Below are 21,129 nucleotides of genomic sequence, written 5' to 3' on the forward strand. Positions count from 1 at the left end.
AACCCCTGGCCAACGGAGGTTGCGGCGCGAATGAAAATTCCCACGGCGTTCTGCTGGGTCTTGCTCATCCTCACATTGCTCGCCGCTGTGGTCATGGCGGTGTGGCCCGCACTGACCGCCCAAGCCGGTGCTGCCCAAATGGGATTTCTCATCCTGTTCGTCGTGGTCCATGCGTGGCTGGGCTACTCCGCTCGGGGCATGGTCGCGTTTGTCCTCATCGCGTGCGTCATCGCGTTCGCGTTGGAGGCAATCGGCGTGGCGACCGGTTTCCCGTTCGGCTCCTACGTCCATCACCTGCCCGGTCCGAAACCTCTGGGCGTTCCCCCGGTGGCAGTCGCGAGCTGGCTCATGTTCGGCTGGCTGGCCTGGGCGCTGGCCCGGGTGATCATCCGGGCCGAACCCGCAGTGGCTGATGGTGGCGCCGAACGCTTTACGACACCCGTGGTGGCGACGTTCATTCTCGGGGGCTACGACCTTGTCTACGACCCGATCGGCGCGACGGCACACGACTGGTATTCCTACGACCACCCGACCGGAGCGCTGGGCGTCCCGTTGACCAACTTCCTCGGCTGGCTTCTCACCGGCTGGTTGATCTTTCAAATCGCCGCACTCGTCGAAACCAGATTCCCCGCCCGACCCGTCACCTCGAGCCGCAGCTACTGGCTGCTGCCATGTCTGTTCTGGCTGTCCACCGCCACCCAGGTGTTCGCCGGCCTGATCCATCCAACCGCCGGGGCGGTGGTCCGGGGCGGCAAGACCATCCGGATCGCCGACGTGTACGAATCCGGCGCTTCAGCAGCGCTATTCACCATCGTCTGCACGGGGATCATTGCGCTGGTGCGGCTTTATAGCCGTCGGGCGTCACCTCGCTGATCCCCTTGGGGCGGCGCAGTATTCGCGCTACCGACTTGTGACGGCGTCGTGACGTCACCATTTGGAAACGGCGCGGTGCGGCGCGCGTCGTGCCGCGGGTCGCCCACCAACAATGGGGGCGGTCGTCGAGGGGCGACTTGGCTACGGCTATGTGGTTCTGCTGCGCGAATGAAGGAGTTGGACGTTGATGACGATCTTTGATCGATTCAACATCGGTATTGTTGCTAGCGCTGGATTGTGCGGTGCCGCTATAGCGTTGAGCCCGGACGCTGCAGCCGTCCCATATATGACGGGTGGCGGTGCGTGCATGTACGGCCAGGCCGGCGAGGCCGGTGCCCCGGCCGCCGGCGGTCCGGTGGGTGCCGGGGGAGCAGCGGCGGCCGCACCGTGCGCCGCTCCGCTGACTGACATGGCCGGTGTTCCAATGGTGGTGCCCGGTCCGGGAATCGTTCCGGTTCCGGCCGGTGCTCCGCTGATTGCGCTCGGACCGCCGATACCTCCGGTGCCGGTGGTTCCCCCGTTGCCGTTTGCGCCTCCGGTGCCGATCGGTGCTCCGTTGCCGCTGGGTGCCCCGCTGGTTGCCCTCGGTGGGGTCGCGGATGGCCTTCCCGTCGCCCCGCTGATTGACATGTCCGGGGTGAAGGACGCGCCGACCGGTCCGGCGCCCACCGGCGGGCCGGTGGCCGGTCAGCCGGTTTCGCCCGGTCCCTCGCCGGTGCACGGAGGCTAAACCCCTAGTAATGCAAATGACCCGCGGCCGCACTCCGCGGGTCATTTGCATTGCGGGACATCGTGTTCCGCGTCGAATCTGACGCTGAGAGGCGGGTCCGCCGTCGAGTGTGACGCCAGGGCGTCGAATGTGACGTCAGGGCGGAGAATCCGCCGAAATGCCGCCGTGAGCGCACATTCGACGCCGCGGCGTAACGCTAGAGACCGCGGGCTAACGCTAACGACTGTGCACCAACGGTTTACGACGAGGGCAATTCGTTTGTGGCCTCGCGTACGACGACCGGGTCACCGACGTTGACCGTGTTGTAGTACCACTCGGCATCCTCGGGGCTCAGGCTGATGCAGCCGTGGCTGACATTCTCCAGCCCCAGCGAATTGAGCGCCCACGGGGCCGAGTGCACGAAAAGACCATGGTTGGTGATGCGGACGGCGTAGTCGACCGTGACGAGATAACCGTCGGGGTCGCTGACGGGAATACCGACGCTGCTCGAATCCATTTGCACCGAGCGGTCTTTGGATAGAACCGTGTAGGACCCGATGGGAGTCGGGTACTCGGGTCTACCCAACGAGGCGGGCAGCACGCCCTCTTGGCCGAAGTGCGGCCGGTGGTGCGGCGACGGCAGTGACGACGGTGGTCCCGACTCGACCCCGTCGATGCTCACGGTGAAGGTGTGCTCGGAGATGCTGGCAATACCGATGACCCTCGGACCCGTCTTGATCTCGGCGGGCTGGCCTTCCACGGTCAGTGCGATCGTGGTGTGCGCGGGCCAGTATCGGTCCGGAACCCACTGCACCACTTTGTTGTCGAGCCATTCGTACTTGCCCGTCATCGGCGGCGTCGACTTCACGTCCAGGGCACGCTCGGCGGCATGCCGGTCGGTGACGGGGGAGCGGAAGGTCACTATCACGGGGTGCGCCACGCCGACGGCCTGGCCGCTGGTGGGCTGCACCGACGCGATGGGGAAGGGGGCATACGACTGGCTGGCCGCCGCGAGGCTCACGTCGGCCGGTAGCGGCAGATTCACGACGGCGGTCCCGGCGACCACGCTCGCGCCGATTCCGATGACAGCCACGGCACACCGAATACCCGCGCGCATAACCCCAATTCCTTTTAACTGACAGAGTTGCAATAGGAATGGTAAATGCCTGCTGAACTGCGGAAGCGTAAGGGCGCGTTAGCAATTGATCAAGTGTCTGTCACGATTTGGCCACAGCGGTCCGATCTGTCAACGTGGGTCATACGCAGGGCGGATGTCTGAGCACCAGTGTTGTCAGCAAAGGAGGACGGTGTGTCGCGGCGTTGGGTTCGTGGGGTTGGTCTGGCGGGTGCCGCGCTGCTGTGCGCGGTCGCATTCGCGGGCACGGCGGTGGCCGCGCCGCCTCCCGCGCCCGGGATTCTGGTCAGCGATGGAATCACCAAGTGCACAACGGGTTTCGCGGCCCAAGGTGGTGACGGCAGCTACTACTTGTTCACCAGCGGGCATTGTGACCATGGGGCGCCGTTCACCTACGACGAGAATGTCCCGCTCGGACACGTCACCTCCAGCGAGCTGCTGGGCGACCTGAAAGACGCCGCGATCATCCGCCTCGACCCGGGCGTCGGCGCCCCCGGCGCTGAGGTCGGCGGCCAGCGCGTTCGGGGCGTCTTGAGCGCTTCTCAGATCAAGGGGGGCATGCCGTTCTGCAAGTTCGGTGCAATGTCCGGGGAGACCTGTGGCTCCGTCAAGAGCATCGACGGCGAAGTCGTCGAAGCCAACGTGTTCGCCCAGCCCGGTGACAGCGGCGGGCCCGGCTACGTAAAGAATCCGGACGGCACCGTGACCGCGGTGGGCCTGGTGATGGAGTCGTCGCTCGCGGGCGACCCCAACACGACCTACTTCGTCCTGGTGCAGCCCCTGCTCGGCAGATGGGGCGTGCACCTCGTCGGCTGACGACGGCGCGGCCCCCGCGGCGTCAGCTCGCGCCCGCCGCGATCACCTGGTCCACCTCGACGGCCCGCTCTGCCATTTCGGCATGCGCCTTGTCGAGCGCTTCGGCCTGATCCTCATCGGCTTTCATCAGCGACTCGATGTCGAAGCCGGCCATGTCCAGAACACCCATGTCCGAGAAGGCTTTCTGCACCTTGTCGCCCCACAGGCCGATGTCCTTGACGATCGGCACGATGCGGCTGAACAGGTGCGAGCGGAACTGGATCATCAGGGGCGACGTGTCGACCCACTCGGCACACGCTTTGACGTCGAGGTCGAGGGTCTCGAAAACCTCCTCGGCGCGGAACCGGTCGCGCATCAGGTAGCAGGCTTCCACGACGAACTCTTCGCGCTCGTCCCGCTCGGTCTCGGTCAGCTCGGAGTAGTAGTCCTTCAGCGAGATTCGGCCGAAGGCGACGTGCCGGGCCTCGTCCTGCATGACGTAGGCCAGCAATTGCTTGGCCAGCGAGTCCGGCGCCGCCATGTCACGCAGCACCCCGAAGGCGGCTAGCGCGAGCCCTTCGATGAGAACCTGCATGCCCAGGTAGGGCATGTCCCAGCGCGAGTCGCGCAGGGTGTCGTCCAGCAGGGCCGTCAAATGCTTGTTGATCGGGTAAACCAGGCCCACCTTGTCCTGCAGGAAACGCGAAAACGCCTCGACGTGCCGGGCCTCGTCCATGGTCTGGGTGGCCGCGTAGAACTTCGCGTCGAGGTCCGGGACGACCTCGACGATCTTGGCCGCGCACACCATTGCCCCCTGCTCGCCGTGCAGGAACTGGGAGAACTGCCAGGCTTGGGAGTGCAGGCGCATCTCGGCGCGGCGTGCGTCGTCCGCGGCCTCCCACATCGGGCTGCCGAACAACGGATGGAATTCGTCGGGCAGCCCGACCGGATTCATCGGGTCGACGTCTTGTGCCCAGTCGATGCGCGACTGCGCATCCCACTGCTTGTCCTTGCCCTTCTGATACAAAGACAGCAGCCGCTCGCGGCCCTCGTCGTACTCCCAGGTGAAGCGCGCGTCGCCGGCGCTGGGGACCTCCCACGAATACGGCTCGGGGACGTCCGTGTATTTGTCTCGCGTGGTCATGGGCTGCTGCCTCTCTGCAACGTGACCAGTGGTCATGTGATGGCTATCACAGTGCGCCGGGGACTGCGGCGCTGTCAACCCTTGACGAGCGAGCAAAATGACCGCGGCCCGGGCTACCTCAGTGGATGCGCGCGCTGCCGCCCAGGCCGATCTCGAGCACGCTTCCGGTGATGACTCCGGGATCGGTGACCAGATACACCACGCCGCGACTGACGTCCTCGGGCTGTAGCCAGGGCTGGGGGATTGGGTTGGCTCTCATCATCCGGCGCACCAGATCGTCTGGGATGTCATCACTTCCGGCCGGCTGCACCATCGGGGTTTGGACGGTGGTGGGGCAGATGACGTTGATCGTGATGCCCTCTTTGGCGACCTCTAACGCGGCGGACTTCGCCAGGCCGATGACACCCCATTTGGTGGCGTTGTAGGCGGCCAGTTCGGGAATGCCCATGCGGCCGCCCATCGAAGAGGTCACGACGATCCTGCCGAACCGCTGCTGGCGCATTACCGGTATCGCGGCCCGCAGGGTGTGGAATGCGCCGGTCAGGTTCGTGTCGATCAGCTGTTGCCAGACCACATCGCTGACGTCTTCCAGCAGCCCGGTGCTGACGATTCCGGCGTTGGCAACCACGATGTCGAGGCTGCCCATATCGGCGACGATCTGCTTGATGCCGGCACCGACCGCTACCGAATCGCGCACGTCCAGGGTCAGCGGTAAGCACCGCCGGCCCAGTTCCTCGACGAGCTTCGTCGTCTGCTGCAAGTCTTCCTCGGTGCCCAGGGGGTAGGTCAGCTCCGCCATCGCGTCGGGGGCATCGGCGACCACGACGTCGGCTCCCTGTGCCGCTAACGCCAGCGCATGCGCGCGCCCCTGCCCCCGAGCCCCGCCGGTGATCAAGGCCACGCGTCCATCCAAAGCACCCATGGGGATAGAAGCTACCAGCGTGTCAGACGCAAACCGTCCGCCAGTGCCGCGTCATGAAAGATGTTGCCGTGGGCCATATTTCGTGCTTGCAGTCGGTCAGTGGTGGCCGCTACCGCTCTCGCTGCCGGAACTGCTGCTACTGCTGGAGCCGCCGCCACTGCTCTCGCTACCGCCGCTACTGCTGGAAGTGCTGCCACCGCCGGAGCTGGTTCCACCGCCGACTTCGGCGCCACCGCTGCTTGGACTGCTGCCACCGCTGGCGGGCCCGCCGGCGCTGGCGGGCCCGCCAGCGCTGGGGGATTCGCCGCCGCCGGTCGGCACACCGGAACTTGGGCTGTTGCCGCCGACGCTAGGTGTGCCACCGCTGGCGGGTTCGCCACCGCTGGTCGGCGCGCCGCCGTGGGGTCCGCCGCTGGTCGGCCCACCACTGCCGGGCGAAGTGCCGCTCTCAGCGGGCCCGCCGCCTGGAGTGCCAGGCCCGCCGCCGGGAGTGCCGGGGCCGCTGGCGGGCCCGCCGCCGCCGGGAGAGCCGTGGCCGGGGCCGGTGCCCGTAACGGGCCCACCACCGTGCGGTCCTCCGCTGCCGGGATTGTTGTGACCGGATCCCGGGCCACTAACTGGCCCGCCACCGCCGGAGCTGGGCGGTGGGCCTTGCCACGGGGGAGGCCGGTGCGATGGCGGCGGGACGTAGATCGGCGGCGGCCACGATTGCGGCGGAGCCTCGACCACGGGCGGAGTCACCGGCGGGAGGGGCAGCTGAACCGGGGGCTCGGGAGCCGGGACGAACAGGGGAACAGGCGGGGCCGCTGGGACCACAACCGCGGGGGCCGCCGGCACCACAACGGGCGCCGCCGCCGGGGCCGGAGGCGGCATGATCCGCGGTGGACTCAACGGTTGAGGCGCCTCCATCTTCATCGCGGCGACTTCTGGCGCGGGCAAGAGTGCCTGCTGGACCGGAGCGACGATGCCCTTGATCGGGGCGGGCAACGCATCGACTGTCGTGCGGATGCCGAGCGACAGCGCGATTTCCAACGCCAGCGCCGCACTGAATCCGGCTATTGCCACCACACTTCCGACCAGCAGCGCCGGCCTTGGGCGAGGCTCGCTGCCATCCGCCGCGCCCAGGATCACCGTCGCGGCGTCGGCCTCGTCGTCGGCTACCGCGCTGTACGCGAGGTCGTCCTTGCCGAGCGGGGCGTCGGTGGTGCTCAAATATTCAGGCAAGACAGATACGTCGACGCCGCCCGTGCCGGGGTATTGGGCGTAGGCCCACGCGGTGGTAGCCGACGCGAGCGTGTTCGCGGACGCCAGCGCTGCGCCTCGGGCCAGCGCCGTCTCCGGTTCCTCCGGCACATTCACGACGAGCGGCGTCGCCTCTTCTAAACGCCGCCTGATCGCGGTGACGTCGACACCGGAGCCGACCACAAACACGCCGCCTGGCGGAGCCGGCAGTTCGTCGAGCCCGGCGACCAACTCGAGCAGCTCCGCGGTGACGATCTGCCCGGCCTCGGTATCCCACTGTTCTTTGCGGACATCGTTGATGGAGCCGTCGGAGGTCTCGACGACGGCCAACGTGGTGGTCTCAGGCTCCACGAAAAGCACTGCGGTGCGTTCGTAACCCATTGCCCCGCCGACAGATTGGGTCAACGCGGCCGCGGCCACAAACGCTGAGACCAGTAAGACGTTCTCAATCTTGTGGGCGGCCAGCGCGTCACGTAGTACCGCTGCTTCCAGCTGGTCGGTGCATGCCACGCCGATGGAGTCCAGTTCTAGGCCGGCGTCGGCCGCATCCGCGCGGGTACACGTGATCGCGGCGATCACGCGATCGGACGCGCTGACGGTGGCCGAGTCGTCGGCAGCGGTGATGGGGAACTCGTTCTCGTCGATCGTTGCGCCGTCGGCATTTTCGCCTTGCAGCATGACCATTTGAACCGAGGCCGGCGCTATCGAAACTCCGAGCACGATGTCCATTGCCCACGCCTCCCAGCCACGCGGTCTTAATGACCTGATCGTCGCTGTCGAGGCTGTGCCCAGATCCTGCGGATGCTATGCAGGCGTTATGAAGCCATGAAGGCTATGACGGCGTGCCTTCGGTGGCGGAGTCATCGGCGTTGGCCAGGTGGTGCAGGACGCGTTCGTTGAGGGCGGCGAGGAGCTCGAGCTCGGCCGGAGTGAACAGGTCGATGAAGTTGCGGCGGACGTCCTCCACGTGCCCAGGCGCCGCCTTCTCGATGGCGGCCCGGCCGGCCGGCAGCAGGCAGACCATGGTGCTGCGCGCGTCATCGGGGTTGGGCGCGCGGCCGATCAACCCGTCCTTCTCCATCCGCCGCACTTGGTGGGAGACACGGCTCTTCTCCCAGCCCAGCGTGTTGCACAGGTCGCGCGCGGGCATGCGGTCCCCGTCGTGACTCGAAAGCACCGCCAGGATCTCGTAGTCGGCCCCGGACAGACCCGATGCCTGCAAACCCCGGTTCAGCTGCACGTCGAGCTGATGACGCGCGTGCCGGAACGCCCGCCACGCGCGATCTTCACGCGGGTTCAACCAGTTCGGTTCCATCAGCGGCCATGCTACTCGTTTGGTTGACGCATCAACAAATTGTGCATAAGGTTGAGTAGTCAACCTTTCGATCAACAGCTTTAGGCGGGACACCTCATGAGCAGCATCAGCGTCATCGGCACCGGAAACATGGCCCGCGCCATCGGCGCTCTGGCAGTGGCGGGCGGCAATACCGTCGAGATCATCGGCCGCGACCCTTCGAAGGCTGCCGACTTGGCCAGTGATCTCGGCGAGGGCGCCACGACGGGAGAGTTCGGTGCCGTCCCGACCGGGGACATCGTCATCGTTTCCCTGTTGTACGCCAACGTCGTTCCGGTTGTAGCCCAATATGGAGACGCCCTCGCGGGCAAGGTCATCGTCGACATCAGCAACCCGTTCAATTCCGCGGCCGACGGGCTCGCCATCCCGCATGACACCTCGGTCGCGCAGGAAGTTGCCAAGGCGGCTCCGGCCAGCGCCAGCGTGGTGAAGGCATTCAACACAATCTTCGGCGTCGTTCTGGCCCAGGGCCGACCGCTCGACGTCTTCATCGCCGGCGACGACGCGCGCGCCAAGAAGGCCGTGGCGGAGTTCATCGAGAGCCTCGGGCTACGCCCGCTGGACGTCGGCGGCGTGAATATGGCGCACTGGCTGGAAGGAACGGGCCTGGTCGTGATGGGTCTCGCGCGCCACGGGGTGGGGAACTTCGACTTCGCCCTCGGCACCGCCGTTCCCGGCTGATCACCCGGGCTTACGGACCTCGACGAGCAGCCGCGTGGAGTGCGCGACGAACGGCCCCTCGGTCTCGATGTGTTCGTGGAGTTCGCGCAGCCGGTTCCGATAGCGCTGCACGGTGAAGCCCGGCACCGTCCAAATCACCTTGCGTAGGAAGTAGACGACGGCGCCGACGTCGAAGAACTCGGCGCGCAGCCGCTCCATGCGCAGGTCCACGATCTGCAGGCCCGCGGCCTGTGCCTGCGCGCGCACGGTGTCGGGATGCAACTCGGCCCATATCTCTGGGCGCGGCGCAGTGAAGTACTCGACCAGCTCGCGCACCGTGGCGGGCCCGATGTGTTGCGCGAAGTAGGTGCCGCCCGGCCGCAGCACCCGACGGATCTCCGTCCACCACACGGAGATCGGATGGCGTGTGGTCACCAGGTCGAACGCTTCGTCAGCGAACGGCAACGGCGGTTCATCCCGAGTCGCCACGAGCACCACGCCGAGCGGATGCAAGCGTTTGGTTGCCAGGGCCGCGTTCGGCGGCCAGGTCTCCAGCGCCGCCATCGTGGGCGGAAAAGGTCCCGCGCCGGCCAGTACCTCCCCGCCGCCGGTGTGAATGTCCAGCGCGGCCGACACCGTCGCCAAGCGGCTGCTCAGCAACCGCTGGTAGCCCCAGGACGGCCGTTCCTCGGTTGCGCGGCCGTCGAGCCAGGAGAAGTCCCAGCCGTCAACGGATACCGAATCGGCTTCGGCCACCAAATCTTCGAATGTTCGAGACATCATTGCCTTCTCGTCAAAGTGTCGAGCGAACGTCCTGGAAGCGATCGTAGGCATGCTCGACACAATGGCAATGGCCGCTGAAACTCTAGGTAGTGGCGAACGGGTATGGGAGCAATCGCGGAGGGTCGAAGGTGACGAGACACGCGAGTTATGTCATCGCCTCCACTCCTCGTTCGGGCAGTTCACTTCTGGCCGCCGGCCTGGTGGCGACCGGAGTTGCCGGGCGGCCCGAGGAGTACTTCACGCCCGACCACATTGCGTCCTACAAGGAAGATTTGAACCTTCCGGCGAATTGCTCGTGGAACGAATATCTGGCGAAGGTTATGGCGTTCGCGACGACGGCCAACGGTGTTCGAGGCGTGAAAATCCATTGGCGCCATGTCGTTTCGCTAGCGCAAGCCCTGGATGTGCCTGGCGATACGGGAGGTGTTCTCGAAAAGCTTTTCCCTACAGCAGTTTTCGTCAATATCGTCCGTGCTGATCGGCGCGCGCAGGCCTTATCGCTGTTTCGCGCCGAAGCGACCGGCGAGTGGTTTCGTTCGCACGGCGCGTCGGCAAGTGTGCGCCCGTGGGGGCTCTATATGGCTCGGCGCGCTCCCGGCGAGGCCTCGGCCGATCTCACCGGCGTCGCGCCGACATACGATCAGATTATCGAGATAGAGCGCAGACTCGATGCCGAACAGGCAGCGTGGATCGATTACTTCACCACTCGGCGTCGTGAGATTTTGACGGTCCAGTACGAAGACCTCGACGCGAATCATCCCGGTGAGATTGCGCGAGTTCTGCAGTTCCTCGGCGCCGATCCCGCGCACGCCGTCGGCTTGCCCAAGCCGCCGCTCGACCGTCAGTCCGACCACATCAACGAAAGCTGGCGGCGACTAATTGACCGGCAGCAGCGCGAGTTTCGCGGCTCCTAAGCAGCGTCGATGTTGGGATCGGTAGCACAACCTTCGGTGTGCACTTACCGCGACGAGATCATTCGCCCCGAGGGAGTTCCCATGAGGATTGCCGCCATGGCACTTGCCGGTCTTATGGCCGGCGCATCGCTCACCGCGAGCACCGCCCACGCCGACGTGATGGCCGGGCCGGGGCCGGCCCACATCTATCCGCTGCAGCCCCCGCCCGGTCCCGTCGTCAACCCCGATCCGGTAGTGGCGGTGCAGGACTTTCAGCGCCACATCTCCGATCTGCACGACAACTGGGACACTCTGAGCCCGGATGAGCGGAATCAGCGGCTGAAGGCCCTACAGCAGGAGGCCCCCATGGTCGAGGCCGAGACTCGCAATCTGCCGCCGGGTCAGCAGCTGCAGGTCGAAGGCATGCTCTTGTCGGCGATGTTTCAGCTGACTGATCTTCTGCGGCGCATGCGATAACTGCGGTGGAGCCGATGACGGGAATCGAACCCGCGTATTCAGCTTGGGAAGGCATTTCCACACGCGAACGGGTGTTCGGAACTGCCTGGTCCGAGCAGCCTAGGGCAAACGCGAATTGCGACACTAGCTGCAGGTTCTTGCTTACCGCGTACGCCTACGGGTCGGACCGAGTCCGCCTACAGTTCGCCTACGTACAGGGGACCGTTAGGGGACCAAATGACCGGGTTACGAACATGGCGCGGGGCCGCGCGTTCTCGTAAGCCGACCCCTTGTCGGTGGCGGCTGGGACGATAGAGGCGTGAGTGAGCAGCGCGAAGACCCCGAAACGGGCGAGGCCGACGAGCCGGAAGTAGTGACCAGCTGGAAGAGCCCGTTCGGCGTTGAGAGAGATAAACGCATGGCCGAACTGACGGCGATGCCTGGCTTCCGGCTGCGCAACGACATAGACGCGCTCAGGCGCGCTGGGCACGTTATGTCCAAGAACGCCGATGAACTGAACAAGCACGCGGCGAAGTTCCTGCAACGGCGGACGATGGCTCGCGACACCACCGATGAATACGCAGACGAACTGGTTCGGTACCTGCACAACTACCTCACGTCGGTCACGTCGCTGATCGACTCGCAGCGGGTTGTGATGCGGCACTGCTGGGGTAACGGTTCGGAGTTCGAGACGGGCGCGTACAGGCAACACGTCAAGACGTCATTCGGCACGGGTGAAGCGGAGTTCATGAAGGATCTTCGGAACTACTGCACGCATCGCTCAATTCCCCTGCCAGGCATCAGCACTAACTTCTCCTGGGTTCAGGGTGGACCAACAATCATGGAGAACAAGCTGACGCTGGACCGCGACAAGCTCCTTGATTGGGACGGTTGGACAGCGCCCGCGAAGGGTTACCTGCGAGCCAAAGACGAGAGGTTCGACCTTCTACCGGTTCTGTATAGCTACGTCACTACCGCAGCGGAGTTCTACGACTGGTTCGTGAACGAGATCACGGATCGTAACGCCGATGACATTGCTGAGTTCAACAAGGCGGTGGACGACTATAACGAGTGGTACCGGGAAGAAATGGGCATGAACACGGAGGGATACCGCAAGCTCTTTGGTCCGCCCGATGGAGGCAGTCAAAGTCAGCGGCGTGGCCAGCGCCAGCAACCGAAGCGGTCGACGAAGCGACAGCGCCGGAAAAGGTGAACTCCCAGGACCAAAAATCGGGTACGAAAAACGCGCCCGGCACGACTCACCGCACCACTTGCTCGCCCGCGTAACCGTATGCCTCGCCCTTGGGTCTGCGGTGCGGCCGGGGCCGACCGACCCCGCTGATGGGCGGGTCCACGCGTGGTGCGCGGGGCATGTAGATGCCGCCCTCGCTCGGTGGCCGGCCATTGAGGCGCGGAGCGACCGGCCCCGGTCCCCAGGAGAACTCGGTGCTCTGGTCACCAGCCTGCTCGCAGTGGAGCTGGAGCGGGTTTTGCGGCCCGCAGCCCGGCGGCTCGGGCAACGGCGGGTCGCGCCACGGCTCGGGCGCGCGGGTGTACTCGGCCATATCTACGTCTCAATCGTCGTCGGTGGGGTGTAGGTGAGGTTCTCGGTGATCTGGGCGACGACCGCCGCGCCCCGGTGCCGGGTGCCGACGCCGAACCCGCGAACGTAGAAGCTGTCCTGTAGCGGGTAGGGGCCGTGACCAGGGATGTGTCGCAGGCCTTGATATGCCGGGTTGACGTGTTCGCGGAAGCCGACCGGATTCGCATCGCTGTTCGGCCCGCCGGTGGCGACCACGGCGGTGTAGTAGCGCGGCACGTAGTTGCTCTGGATGACGAGCGCACCGCCGTAGCTGCCCCACACCTGCAAGCCGTTGTACTCGGCGTTGGGGATGGGGCCGTGGATGGTCTCGTTGCTGATCCACGCGGGCATCAGCGCCGAGGGGATAAAGTCCCACTTGGGCGTCTGGCCGGTGCGGTACTCAACTCCGGCCTTCCAGGACGACATGAGGGATGCATCGAAGTCCAACGGGTTCAGCAGTATCACTAGCTGCGTGGCGGGGTGCATACCGTAGCCGTGTTCCTTCACGTGGTGCAGCATGTTTTCGACGTCAAGCGCATCGAGAACTGTTGAAGCCGTGGTGAGGTAGTGCTTGTGGTCCCCGGCGAACGTGACGCCGAGGTAGGGCGGCGGGACCATGCCGTCACCGTTCCACAGGCCGTAGCAGGTATGGCCCCACTCGTTGAGCTGCGTCGCTGGGTTGAACAGCCGGTTCATCACTGTGCCGGTCGTGAGCTTGTTGTCGGCTTCGAACACGCGGGTCACATGTGCGGTGATCTGCTCGGCGGTGGCCTCGCGCAGGAACTTCCAGGTGAACGAGGTCCGCAGGTCCCAGTCCTTGAACGAGTAACCGAGCTTGAGGACATCAGCCGGTGGCCGGATTGCTTGCGGGATGCCGAATTCGGTGGCCTCCTCGAAGCTGTCGGACGTGTAGCTCTGTGCAATCGCGTCGGCGACGTTCACCGTGCGGTAGCTGAGTAGGTCCGTGACGCTCTTGCGTTCGACGTTCCAGAGTTCCAGAACATCTTGTAACTCCGACCAGACCTCGTTGAGGTCCACGCCGTCGCTTGTCATATTGACGAGTACGTCGCCACGCGTTGAAATGCCCTTGGCCATAGTCGTTCTCACCATCCTAAGTAGTCTTCTCCGGATCGAAGCTACGCCTGAAACACATTGCGCCGCTGACCCAAAGTCGCGGCGTGGCGATACACGGCGGACCGAGGCGAGGGGAGGCTATTCGGAGTAAAGTCGAAGCGACACAGGGAGGTTCGTTCCTATGGCTAGATCGACACAGACCCCGCCGAACGGGGTGGGACTGTCGTCGTTGCTGACAATACGTGGTCGGCGGGGTGCTCACGAGTGGGTCACGACCGTGCTCGGCGTACCGGTCACACTGAATTTTGTCCGCACCGCCGCGACTAAACGCCAGATACCGAGCCGCGAAGTCGGCGGAGCACTGATGTTTTCAACGCAAGATTTGTTCGACTGGGCGGTTTCACTATCAGAGAGGACCGCATCATGACGACCATCGATCCCCAACGGCGCCAGCAGTTACTCGCCAAGTATCCCGCGATGAGCAACGCGTGGCCGATGAACCCACGCGTCAACACGCAAGTGCACGCTATCGACCGCGCCGAGCAGATCATCCGCCGGGTGTGGCAGAACCTCGCCCCGGCCGATGCGGTTCTCGCACGGGTGCCGGCTTTGGCCGAGTGGGCCGACGCTGCGGCGGCTGAGTTCCATCGACGCGAAGGCGAGGCTAGCCGGGAACGAGCGCTAGGTTTGCGGCCGTCGTTGTACTACGACACGCATGACACCGAGTACGACCCCGATGCGATGTACGAGCAGGGCGTGGTGAAAGTCTGGCGTTTGGGCGACAACTACGTCACCGTTGTCCGTGACCGTTGGCATGACGCGCCGAACCGGCGGTTGACCACAACCGGGTACTTCGCGAGCATGGTGGACCTTGAGACGAGTAATGACTACCGCGACGGGGATTGCGGCCCGCGCTGCGACGTGCAGCTGGCCGAATCGTGCACCGCGACAACACGGCTTATGCCGGTGGATCGGGGCACGTTGATCGTGTTGCTGCGGTGGTGCTGGGCATGTGAAGACGTGGCCTGCAAGATTGCCGCCGAGACATACGAGACCAACGCGAAGATCGCAGAGTTCGAGGCCTGCGAGGACTGGCCACCTGCCGACGGCGCTCCCCGCTAACACACGCAAAACTTTTCGGGCGGGTACGCGACGGGAAGGGTACTTTAAGAGTCTGTAGTACCGGCCCGCTCACGCGCCCGTAGAGAGCGGAAGTCCGTGGACGCAAAACACCTGTAGGAACGGAGTTTTAGGAGCGTCCATGGACGAGGGCGGCGTTGTCGACCCACTTAAGGTACCCAACCTCACGGAGCAGCGGCTGTTCGAGAGGCTCTCGGCATTAGGGTTTCCAGTCACCCGGCGCAGCATCAAACATGCGGTACTGAACCGCGAGATTGTGCCGACGCAGATTAGCGGTAAGAACTGGTTCAGCGTGCGCGACGGGCTCGACTGGATCGAATCACGCAAGCGCCCCGAGCCGACCAAGTTCATCGGCGTGAACGCGGGCCGCGTTCCCATCTCTGCCAAAAGTTGATCACCCGCAGCCGGCTTGGCGGGCGGCTACGGGTGACTTCAACGACCACTTGCGGATGGACGACCTCCGTGGTGACTAGCACGAAAGGCTGGAGATGACTATACCCGCCGGGCGTGGCGATGGAAAAGCCAAGCAGCGCAGCGATACTGGCGGTATTGTCGTTGTCTGGCCCGATGTGCGGGGGTTGCCGAACGCCGAAGCTGCAGAGGTATACGCCAAGGCCGGTGTGCCGATTGTGCCAGTGCGGCCGGGCACGAAGAACCCCGGCAGCTATCTCGGCAATGGGTGGCCGCAACAGGCGACCACCGACCTCGACACCGTGCGCGCATGGTGGCGTCGGTGGCCTGACGCGGGGATCGCGATGCACGTCGGCGGCGCTCAGCTTCTCGTCATAGACGTAGACAACCCCGACAACGTACCGGCGTGGCTGTGGCCGCTGCTTGAGCGGGCGGTGTTCCGCCGCACCACGACCGACCCCGCGAACAAGCGCGGGCACTACATCTACCGGCTTCAGCCCGGTGAGCGGTTCGGCGGTGGCCTCGGCAAGCTCAAGCCGCCGAAGGGGAAAGGGTGGGGCGAGGTCCGGTGCTACGGCGGCGCGATAGTCCTCGCGCCGTCTATCCACCCTCGCGCCTCCGAGGGCGGCGCGTACTCGGGTGGGCCGGATGAGCCGATACCGTACGTGCCCGATGAGATCACGGCGAAACTCAACGCCGCGGCCGACCCGTACATCCACGAACCGCTGACACTGGCCGAGTCGGACGCGCAGGCTGCTGCGTTCCTGGATGCCTACGCGGCCGACGCGGAACCGTACGCGCTGAGGCCGATAGTTGCGGCGTTCGACCCGACGCCGGGCGGTCGACACGACAGCATGTGGTCCGCTGTGTGCTGGGCGCTGCGGGAGGCCAAGGCTGGGAGGTTCCCGGCTCAGCGCGCGGTCGATGAGCTACGCGGACGCTGGAGTGCCGCGTTCGATGGTCCCGGCCGGGTGGCGGACTCCGACGAGTTCAACCGTATGGTGCGCGATGCGGTAGCAATTGCCGATGCGAGCGATGCTGCGGCGCTGCAAGAGCGAGCGGGCGGGTTCGCCTGCGCCGAGAACTTCAAGCTGGCCCAACGTGCACTTGCGCCTGGAGGTCGGTGGCACCCCGACACACTGTGGCCGGCTGCAGAGAACCGAGCGAGCGAAGGTGACCGGCCGTCGTGGGCACCGGTGAATGTTGGGGCCGCGCGTCGTGGTATCGGGGCCGCGCCGCCAACAATTCTCATGAGGTCGGATGGCGCGTGCTTGTTCTACGCGGGCAAGACCCACTCTGTGCACGGCGAGTCGGAGTCGGGCAAGTCCTGGCTCGTTCAGTGCGCGGCGGCAGAGTCGCTACTGGCGGGTGACGCAGTTCTGTACTTGGACTTTGAGGATGAAGCGGGACCAGTAGGCGACCGGCTGATCTTGCTTGGAGTGCCCGCCGAGGTTGTGGACGACGCAACAAAGTTCGTGTACGTCCACCCTGACCAGTCGCCCACGACCGATGCAGAGCGCGCGGCCTTCGACGCGCTTCTGGAGCGAAGCTACGCATTGGCGGTGATTGACGGCGTGACCGACTCCATGGGTGTGTTCGGCCTGTCGACGAAGGATAACGACGACGTAGCCCGCTGGCAGCGGACGCTGCCCAAGGCGATAGCTCGACTGACCGGCGCGGCGGTCGTGTGCGTGGATCACGTGACGAAGGACTCTGACAGTCGGGGCCGGTTCGCTCTGGGTGGCCAACACAAGATGGCCGGTCTCAGCGGCGCGGCCTACCTCGTGGAGATGGAGCGGCCCTTTGCGGTGGGACAGGCGGGCCGTGCCAGCGTGCGCGTGGGGAAGGACCGGCCTGGTTTGATTCGCGGCTTAGGTGGCCGGTGGCGCAAGTCGGACCGCACCCAGCACGTCGCGGATTTGTACTTGGATTCGACGGACACGGGCCGCGCGATTTGGTCGCTGGACGCACCGGGCGACGCTGGACACGCGACGGACGTTGAGGAGGGGAAACCCGGCGGGAAGAAGCGGGCCGACTTCCGGCCGACGTGGTTCATGGAGCAGATCAGCCGGTATTGGGAAGAGACGGACGAGCCCGACGAACGGACGAGCAACAAGACCGTTAACGCGATGTGCCGAGAGCGCAAGGAGCAAGGCAAGACTCAGCACCGTGATCTTTGGCGTACAGCGATTAAGGCATTGGTTGATGAAGGATTTGCAAAGACGGAAACCGGGGCGCGCGACAGCGAAATTCATGTCGTTGTAAAGCAGTACCGACAGATTGAAGACCCTTTGTGCGATCGGTATTCCGACGCGGCTGCAAACGGTGTTACCACCTGGAAGCACAAGTTGAGCGACCACGCGGAAGGCGACGAAACATGACTGCGCGGACTGCGCGACGACTGCGCGAAACCGCGCGGACGGCGCGGAGGGCGAGCGACTACGCGAACGACTGCGCGGACTGCGCGGCCCCCGTAGGGGCGCAGTCGCTCAGTCGCGCGGTCGCGCGGTCACCCGGCGCGGACCCTCCTGAACAAGATGAACACCGCGCAGTCGCCACGTCATTGGCTAAGGGAGAACTCATGAACGTCTTCACGCCGGTCGAACCGCCCTACGCCTGGCAGCCCCAAAAACGTTCGCGCCGTGGCCATCCCACTCGACCACGCCGCAACCCCAGACGCGAACCGTGGCCGATTGATTGCACACGGCCGGGCGAACGATGAACTGCAAACGGAGACAAGGAGTAACCGATGAATGCAAAGACCTATAAATCGCGATTGGACCATCCGCGCAGGTGTACCGCCCACCGCACAGACGGGCAGCCGTGTATGCGGTACGCCGCGCGCGGGGCGAACGTGTGCCGGGTTCACGGCGGCGCCGCACCTCAAGTCGTCGCCAAAGCGCGCGAACGGCTCGCGCTCGCCGCCGACCGGATGGCCCGCGAGCTACTCGGAATCGCCGCTGGCGCAGAGTCGGAAGCGGTGAAGCTGGCTGCTGTGAAGGACGCTCTCGACCGCGCGGGCCTCAGCGCCAAGCAGTCCGTCGAGCTGTCGGCGAAGGAACCCGAGCCGTGGGAAGAGCTCACGCTCTCCGTGGTGCGCACGAGCCGGGAGGATTGGCTACGTCGGCGCGGACTACCGCCCAAGGGACCGACCGCCCCGGCAGCACCTCCGTTGGAGGTCGTGGACGCCGAGCTAGTCCCCGAGCCCGACGAGCGCATCGCGCCGCACGCTAGCTCCACCGGAGCCACACGCGACGCCGACGACCGGGGCGACGAACCCGCCGGCACCCCCGCAACGCCGGGCCGGCCACCTAGCCGCGCGCTCGTTCCCTTGGAGGACGCGACCGCGGAGGTGGCCCGGGCCAACCGTGCAGCGCGGGCCGCGCGTGGAGGACGTGCGCGGTAGACGAAGTTTGTACCGAGCTTTGTAGCAGCTGGCGTAGCTTTATCCCCGTAATCAGCTACGCCGCTGGTCAGCGGCTTGTGGGAGGGAGAAGTATGCGAGTCGTCGCGTACGTAAGGGTGTCGTCGGCTCACCAGGCCGAGGCATACGGGCCGGAAGTGCAGCGCGCCGCGATACGGAAGTGGGCCAAGGCGGGCGGGCACAAGGTCGTGTCATGGCAGACCGACGTAATCAGCGGCGCGTCGGAGTTACGTGACCGGGCGGGGTGGTGCGAAGCAGCCGCCTTGGTCAAGAGCGGAAAGGCCCAGGGGGTCGTGGTCGCGCGGCTTGACCGCCTGGCCCGTGACGTCATGGTGCAGGAACTGTTGCTACGCAAACTATCTGACCTGGGCGGCATCGTGCTGTCCACGCGCGAAAGTGAGGACGAATTGCTCAACGGCGAGTCGAAAGACCCGAGCCGCAAGCTGATTCGCGTGATTTGCGGCGCGATCAGCGAGTACGACCGCGAGATGACCGTGGACCGGCTCGCGGCAGGGCGGCACGCCAAGGCCGCTCGCGGCGGCTACGCGCACGGTGCGCTGCCTTACGGCTACCGCACGGTCAAGGGCAAGCTCGTGCCAGTGCCCGCCGAGCAGCGCGCTTTGGCACGCATGAAAGAGCTAGCGGAGCAGAGTGCGTCTACCCGTGAGATTGCGCGCGTGCTCGCCGCCGAAGGCCACCCGACGAAGCGCGGCGGCCAATGGTGCGCGGCCACCGTCGCACGGATTCTGCAGCGCGCCAAAATGAGCGGGGCCGCAGCATGAGCCCGGCACGGCGGTTAGCCGACGGGCGGGATGGTGTCGTGTACAGCCCGCGCAGCGAGTGGGGCTACTACAACAACGGGCACGAGGTCCGCGTCATGCTTCCCGGCGACCCGTACACCGGCCGCATCGGCACAGTCCAGCGCACGTTCCTAGACGACGGCGGCGACATGGTGCACGTCGTGCTCTTTCCCGGCGAGCCCGGCGACTATCCGCCCGGTCCTCACCAGACGGCCTACTACTTCACCGACGAGCTGAAGTCAGCCGAAGTCGGCACCGCAACGACGAAGCACCTATTACCAGAACAGGATTGACGAATGGCAAGTATCCAGAAGCGCGTCCGCAGCAGCGGGACAACGACTTACGTCGTGCGGTGGTACACCCCAGATGGCGCCCAGCGCACAAAGGGTGGGTTCCGCACCCGCAAGGACGCGAAGGCGTTCGCATCGAAGGCGGATACGGCGGCATTGACGGGCATGGATTTCGACCCGGGCAAGGGCAAGATGCTGTTCCGCGACGCGGCGGCGATCTGGCTGGAGTCGCGGAAGGCCGACACCCGTAACAACGCCGCGAACCACCGTTACGCCCTCGCCCCTGCCGCAAGCCGTCGCGGCGACGGCAAGACCCTCGGCATCGACGCCGTGTTCGGCAACTACCCGCTGAACAAGATCACCCGCGAGTACATCCAGGAGTGGGTCAACCGGCTCACCGGCGCGGGCAAGAAGCCGAGCACCGTCCGGCATGCCTTTTGGACCGTGCGGATGGTCTTGGAGCAGGCCGTGGTCGATGGCCGGCTGGCGAAGAGCCCCGCCGATTATGTAAAGCTGCCGAAGGAGACCGGCACCAAAGGCGGCAAGGTCGGCGAAGTCGCCGACCGAGCGATGTTCCTTACGCCGGTGCAAGTTTCGGCGCTCGTCGACGCGACGCCTTGGCCGTACAACGTCCTGGTGCACGTCGCCGCGTGGGCGGGTCTACGCGCGGCCGAGCTGGACGGGCTTACCGTGGGCAACGTCGAATTACCCGACCCGCCGCTCAACCCGAACGTCCCGGCGAAGCCCGGCGTGCTGCGAGTCGAGCAAGCCGCGCGGCCCAACGGGTCGGTAGTCCAGTACGGCCCGCTCAAGACTAAGCAGAGCTACCGGCGCGTGCCGTTGACCGCGGAGACGACCGCGTTGCTGCGGGACTACCTTGCCGAGCATCCGCGAGGGAACGAACCCGACGCCCCGCTGTGGCCCGCGATGGTGCTCACCCGGCCCCGGCCTACCGGAGTGCGGGCGACGCCCGCTGAGCCGGGAGCGGCCCGTACGGGTGTGGAAGAGCCAGCGCCGAGCACCACCGCCAAGGCGCGTGCGCGGCGGCAGGCCGACGCCCTGGGCGAACTCACCGTGAAAGAGGCGGAGAAGCGCTTGGTGCTCGACTGGACCCAGCTGCTACGGCACGGTGCCTGGTACAAAGCCGTCTACAGACCGGCTGTGCTGCGGGCTAACAGGCTTACCCCGACCGCGAAGCTGTCCGCGGACCAGTCGTTCCACTCGCTTCGGCACACGTACGCGAGCCTGTGCCTCGCGGCTGGCATCCGGCCCATCGACATCGCGGAGCTCATGGGCCACCGGGACGTCAAGACGACGCTCACCGTCTACGCACACCTGATCAACACCGACGACCACACCGGCAACATGGCGGCGCTCGGCGCGTTGGCGACCCCGGCTCCGACGCCGAGCTACGGCAACGTTATCCCGCTGCACGGGTAGAC

At 65.6% G+C, this 21,129-nt stretch carries 21 protein-coding genes; 14 read left to right on the forward strand and 7 right to left on the reverse strand.

The genetic code is table 11. The features are described 5' to 3' along the window. Nucleotides 1-30 precede the first annotated feature (30 nt). Together ACAG21_RS25135 and ACAG21_RS25140 are read left to right on the forward strand one after the other, a co-directional pair. Entirely contained in the window at nucleotides 31-873 is an 843-nt protein-coding gene (locus tag ACAG21_RS25135; RefSeq protein ID WP_370498969.1) for a carotenoid biosynthesis protein, read from the forward strand. A gap of 187 nt (nucleotides 874-1,060) precedes the next feature. After that, a complete protein-coding gene (locus ACAG21_RS25140) occupies nucleotides 1,061-1,603 on the forward strand; it encodes a hypothetical protein (RefSeq protein ID WP_370498970.1) in 543 nt (180 codons plus the stop codon). Nucleotides 1,604-1,841: 238 nt separating this feature from the next. Here the strand turns inward: ACAG21_RS25140 and ACAG21_RS25145 are convergent, their stop codons facing one another. Next, a complete protein-coding gene (locus tag ACAG21_RS25145; RefSeq protein WP_370498971.1) occupies nucleotides 1,842-2,699 on the reverse strand; it encodes a L,D-transpeptidase in 858 nt (285 codons plus the stop codon). A gap of 192 nt (nucleotides 2,700-2,891) precedes the next feature. On the opposite strand from ACAG21_RS25145, the gene ACAG21_RS25150 reads away from it, so the two are divergent. Continuing rightward, nucleotides 2,892-3,533, forward strand: a complete 642-nt coding sequence (locus ACAG21_RS25150) for a S1 family peptidase (RefSeq protein WP_370498972.1) — start codon at nucleotides 2,892-2,894, stop codon at nucleotides 3,531-3,533. Nucleotides 3,534-3,555: 22 nt separating this feature from the next. On the opposite strand, the gene ACAG21_RS25155 is transcribed toward ACAG21_RS25150, so the two are convergent. The 4 genes from ACAG21_RS25155 to ACAG21_RS25170 all read right to left on the reverse strand — a co-directional run bounded on the left by ACAG21_RS25155 (nucleotide 3,556) and on the right by ACAG21_RS25170 (nucleotide 8,135). Beyond that, the gene (locus ACAG21_RS25155; protein WP_370498973.1) at nucleotides 3,556-4,656 is read right to left on the reverse strand and encodes a ferritin-like domain-containing protein; all 1,101 of its coding nucleotides are present in this window, start codon (nucleotides 4,654-4,656) and stop codon (nucleotides 3,556-3,558) included. A 118-nt stretch (nucleotides 4,657-4,774) separates the two neighbouring features. Continuing rightward, nucleotides 4,775-5,578, reverse strand: coding sequence for a mycofactocin-coupled SDR family oxidoreductase (locus tag ACAG21_RS25160; RefSeq protein WP_370498974.1), 804 nt, complete (start codon nucleotides 5,576-5,578; stop codon nucleotides 4,775-4,777). 96 nt (nucleotides 5,579-5,674) lie between these two features. Beyond that, nucleotides 5,675-7,549 (reverse strand): hypothetical protein, encoded by a 1,875-nt coding sequence (locus ACAG21_RS25165; RefSeq protein ID WP_370498975.1) that lies wholly within the window; start codon nucleotides 7,547-7,549, stop codon nucleotides 5,675-5,677. Nucleotides 7,550-7,652: 103 nt separating this feature from the next. Continuing rightward, the gene (locus ACAG21_RS25170; RefSeq protein WP_370498976.1) at nucleotides 7,653-8,135 is read right to left on the reverse strand and encodes a MarR family winged helix-turn-helix transcriptional regulator; all 483 of its coding nucleotides are present in this window, start codon (nucleotides 8,133-8,135) and stop codon (nucleotides 7,653-7,655) included. 96 nt (nucleotides 8,136-8,231) lie between these two features. On the opposite strand from ACAG21_RS25170, the gene ACAG21_RS25175 reads away from it, so the two are divergent. Continuing rightward, complete coding sequence (locus ACAG21_RS25175; protein ID WP_370498977.1) at nucleotides 8,232-8,855, forward strand: NADPH-dependent F420 reductase; 624 nt, start codon at nucleotides 8,232-8,234, stop codon at nucleotides 8,853-8,855. On the opposite strand, the gene ACAG21_RS25180 is transcribed toward ACAG21_RS25175, so the two are convergent. Then, nucleotides 8,856-9,614 carry a methyltransferase domain-containing protein gene (locus ACAG21_RS25180; RefSeq protein WP_370499002.1) on the reverse strand — a complete coding sequence of 253 codons (759 nt, stop codon included), beginning with the start codon at nucleotides 9,612-9,614 and terminating at the stop codon, nucleotides 8,856-8,858. It abuts the gene before it with no gap. A 131-nt stretch (nucleotides 9,615-9,745) separates the two neighbouring features. Between ACAG21_RS25180 and ACAG21_RS25185 the strand changes: the two genes are divergently transcribed. The 3 genes from ACAG21_RS25185 to ACAG21_RS25195 all read left to right on the forward strand — a co-directional run bounded on the left by ACAG21_RS25185 (nucleotide 9,746) and on the right by ACAG21_RS25195 (nucleotide 12,179). Continuing rightward, complete coding sequence (locus ACAG21_RS25185; RefSeq protein WP_370498978.1) at nucleotides 9,746-10,531, forward strand: Stf0 family sulfotransferase; 786 nt, start codon at nucleotides 9,746-9,748, stop codon at nucleotides 10,529-10,531. An 81-nt stretch (nucleotides 10,532-10,612) separates the two neighbouring features. Beyond that, nucleotides 10,613-10,987, forward strand: a complete 375-nt coding sequence (locus tag ACAG21_RS25190; protein WP_370498979.1) for a hypothetical protein — start codon at nucleotides 10,613-10,615, stop codon at nucleotides 10,985-10,987. A 298-nt stretch (nucleotides 10,988-11,285) separates the two neighbouring features. Then, complete coding sequence (locus ACAG21_RS25195; protein WP_370498980.1) at nucleotides 11,286-12,179, forward strand: hypothetical protein; 894 nt, start codon at nucleotides 11,286-11,288, stop codon at nucleotides 12,177-12,179. A gap of 354 nt (nucleotides 12,180-12,533) precedes the next feature. Here the strand turns inward: ACAG21_RS25195 and ACAG21_RS25200 are convergent, their stop codons facing one another. Further along, complete coding sequence (locus ACAG21_RS25200) at nucleotides 12,534-13,658, reverse strand: hypothetical protein (RefSeq protein ID WP_370498981.1); 1,125 nt, start codon at nucleotides 13,656-13,658, stop codon at nucleotides 12,534-12,536. A gap of 387 nt (nucleotides 13,659-14,045) precedes the next feature. On the opposite strand from ACAG21_RS25200, the gene ACAG21_RS25205 reads away from it, so the two are divergent. The 7 genes from ACAG21_RS25205 (at nucleotide 14,046) to ACAG21_RS25235 (ending at nucleotide 21,127) form a co-directional block, all read left to right on the forward strand. Beyond that, a complete protein-coding gene (locus ACAG21_RS25205; RefSeq protein ID WP_370498982.1) occupies nucleotides 14,046-14,744 on the forward strand; it encodes a hypothetical protein in 699 nt (232 codons plus the stop codon). 139 nt (nucleotides 14,745-14,883) lie between these two features. Next, nucleotides 14,884-15,156, forward strand: coding sequence for a hypothetical protein (locus ACAG21_RS25210; protein WP_370498983.1), 273 nt, complete (start codon nucleotides 14,884-14,886; stop codon nucleotides 15,154-15,156). Nucleotides 15,157-15,250: 94 nt separating this feature from the next. Further along, nucleotides 15,251-17,554: a bifunctional DNA primase/polymerase gene (locus tag ACAG21_RS25215; RefSeq protein ID WP_370498984.1), complete on the forward strand. Its 2,304-nt coding sequence runs from the start codon at nucleotides 15,251-15,253 to the stop codon at nucleotides 17,552-17,554. A 446-nt stretch (nucleotides 17,555-18,000) separates the two neighbouring features. Beyond that, a complete protein-coding gene (locus ACAG21_RS25220; protein WP_370498985.1) occupies nucleotides 18,001-18,579 on the forward strand; it encodes a hypothetical protein in 579 nt (192 codons plus the stop codon). 92 nt (nucleotides 18,580-18,671) lie between these two features. Beyond that, nucleotides 18,672-19,379, forward strand: a complete 708-nt coding sequence (locus ACAG21_RS25225) for a recombinase family protein (RefSeq protein ID WP_370498986.1) — start codon at nucleotides 18,672-18,674, stop codon at nucleotides 19,377-19,379. Further along, the gene (locus ACAG21_RS25230; protein ID WP_370498987.1) at nucleotides 19,376-19,690 is read left to right on the forward strand and encodes a hypothetical protein; all 315 of its coding nucleotides are present in this window, start codon (nucleotides 19,376-19,378) and stop codon (nucleotides 19,688-19,690) included. Before ACAG21_RS25225 ends, ACAG21_RS25230 begins: the two co-directional genes overlap by 4 nt. Nucleotides 19,691-19,693: 3 nt before the next feature. Continuing rightward, entirely contained in the window at nucleotides 19,694-21,127 is a 1,434-nt protein-coding gene (locus tag ACAG21_RS25235) for a tyrosine-type recombinase/integrase (protein ID WP_370498988.1), read from the forward strand. Nucleotides 21,128-21,129 lie beyond the last annotated feature (2 nt).

This window comes from Mycobacterium sp. pR1184 (assembly GCF_041287235.1).
Classification (GTDB): Bacteria; Actinomycetota; Actinomycetes; order Mycobacteriales; family Mycobacteriaceae; genus Mycobacterium.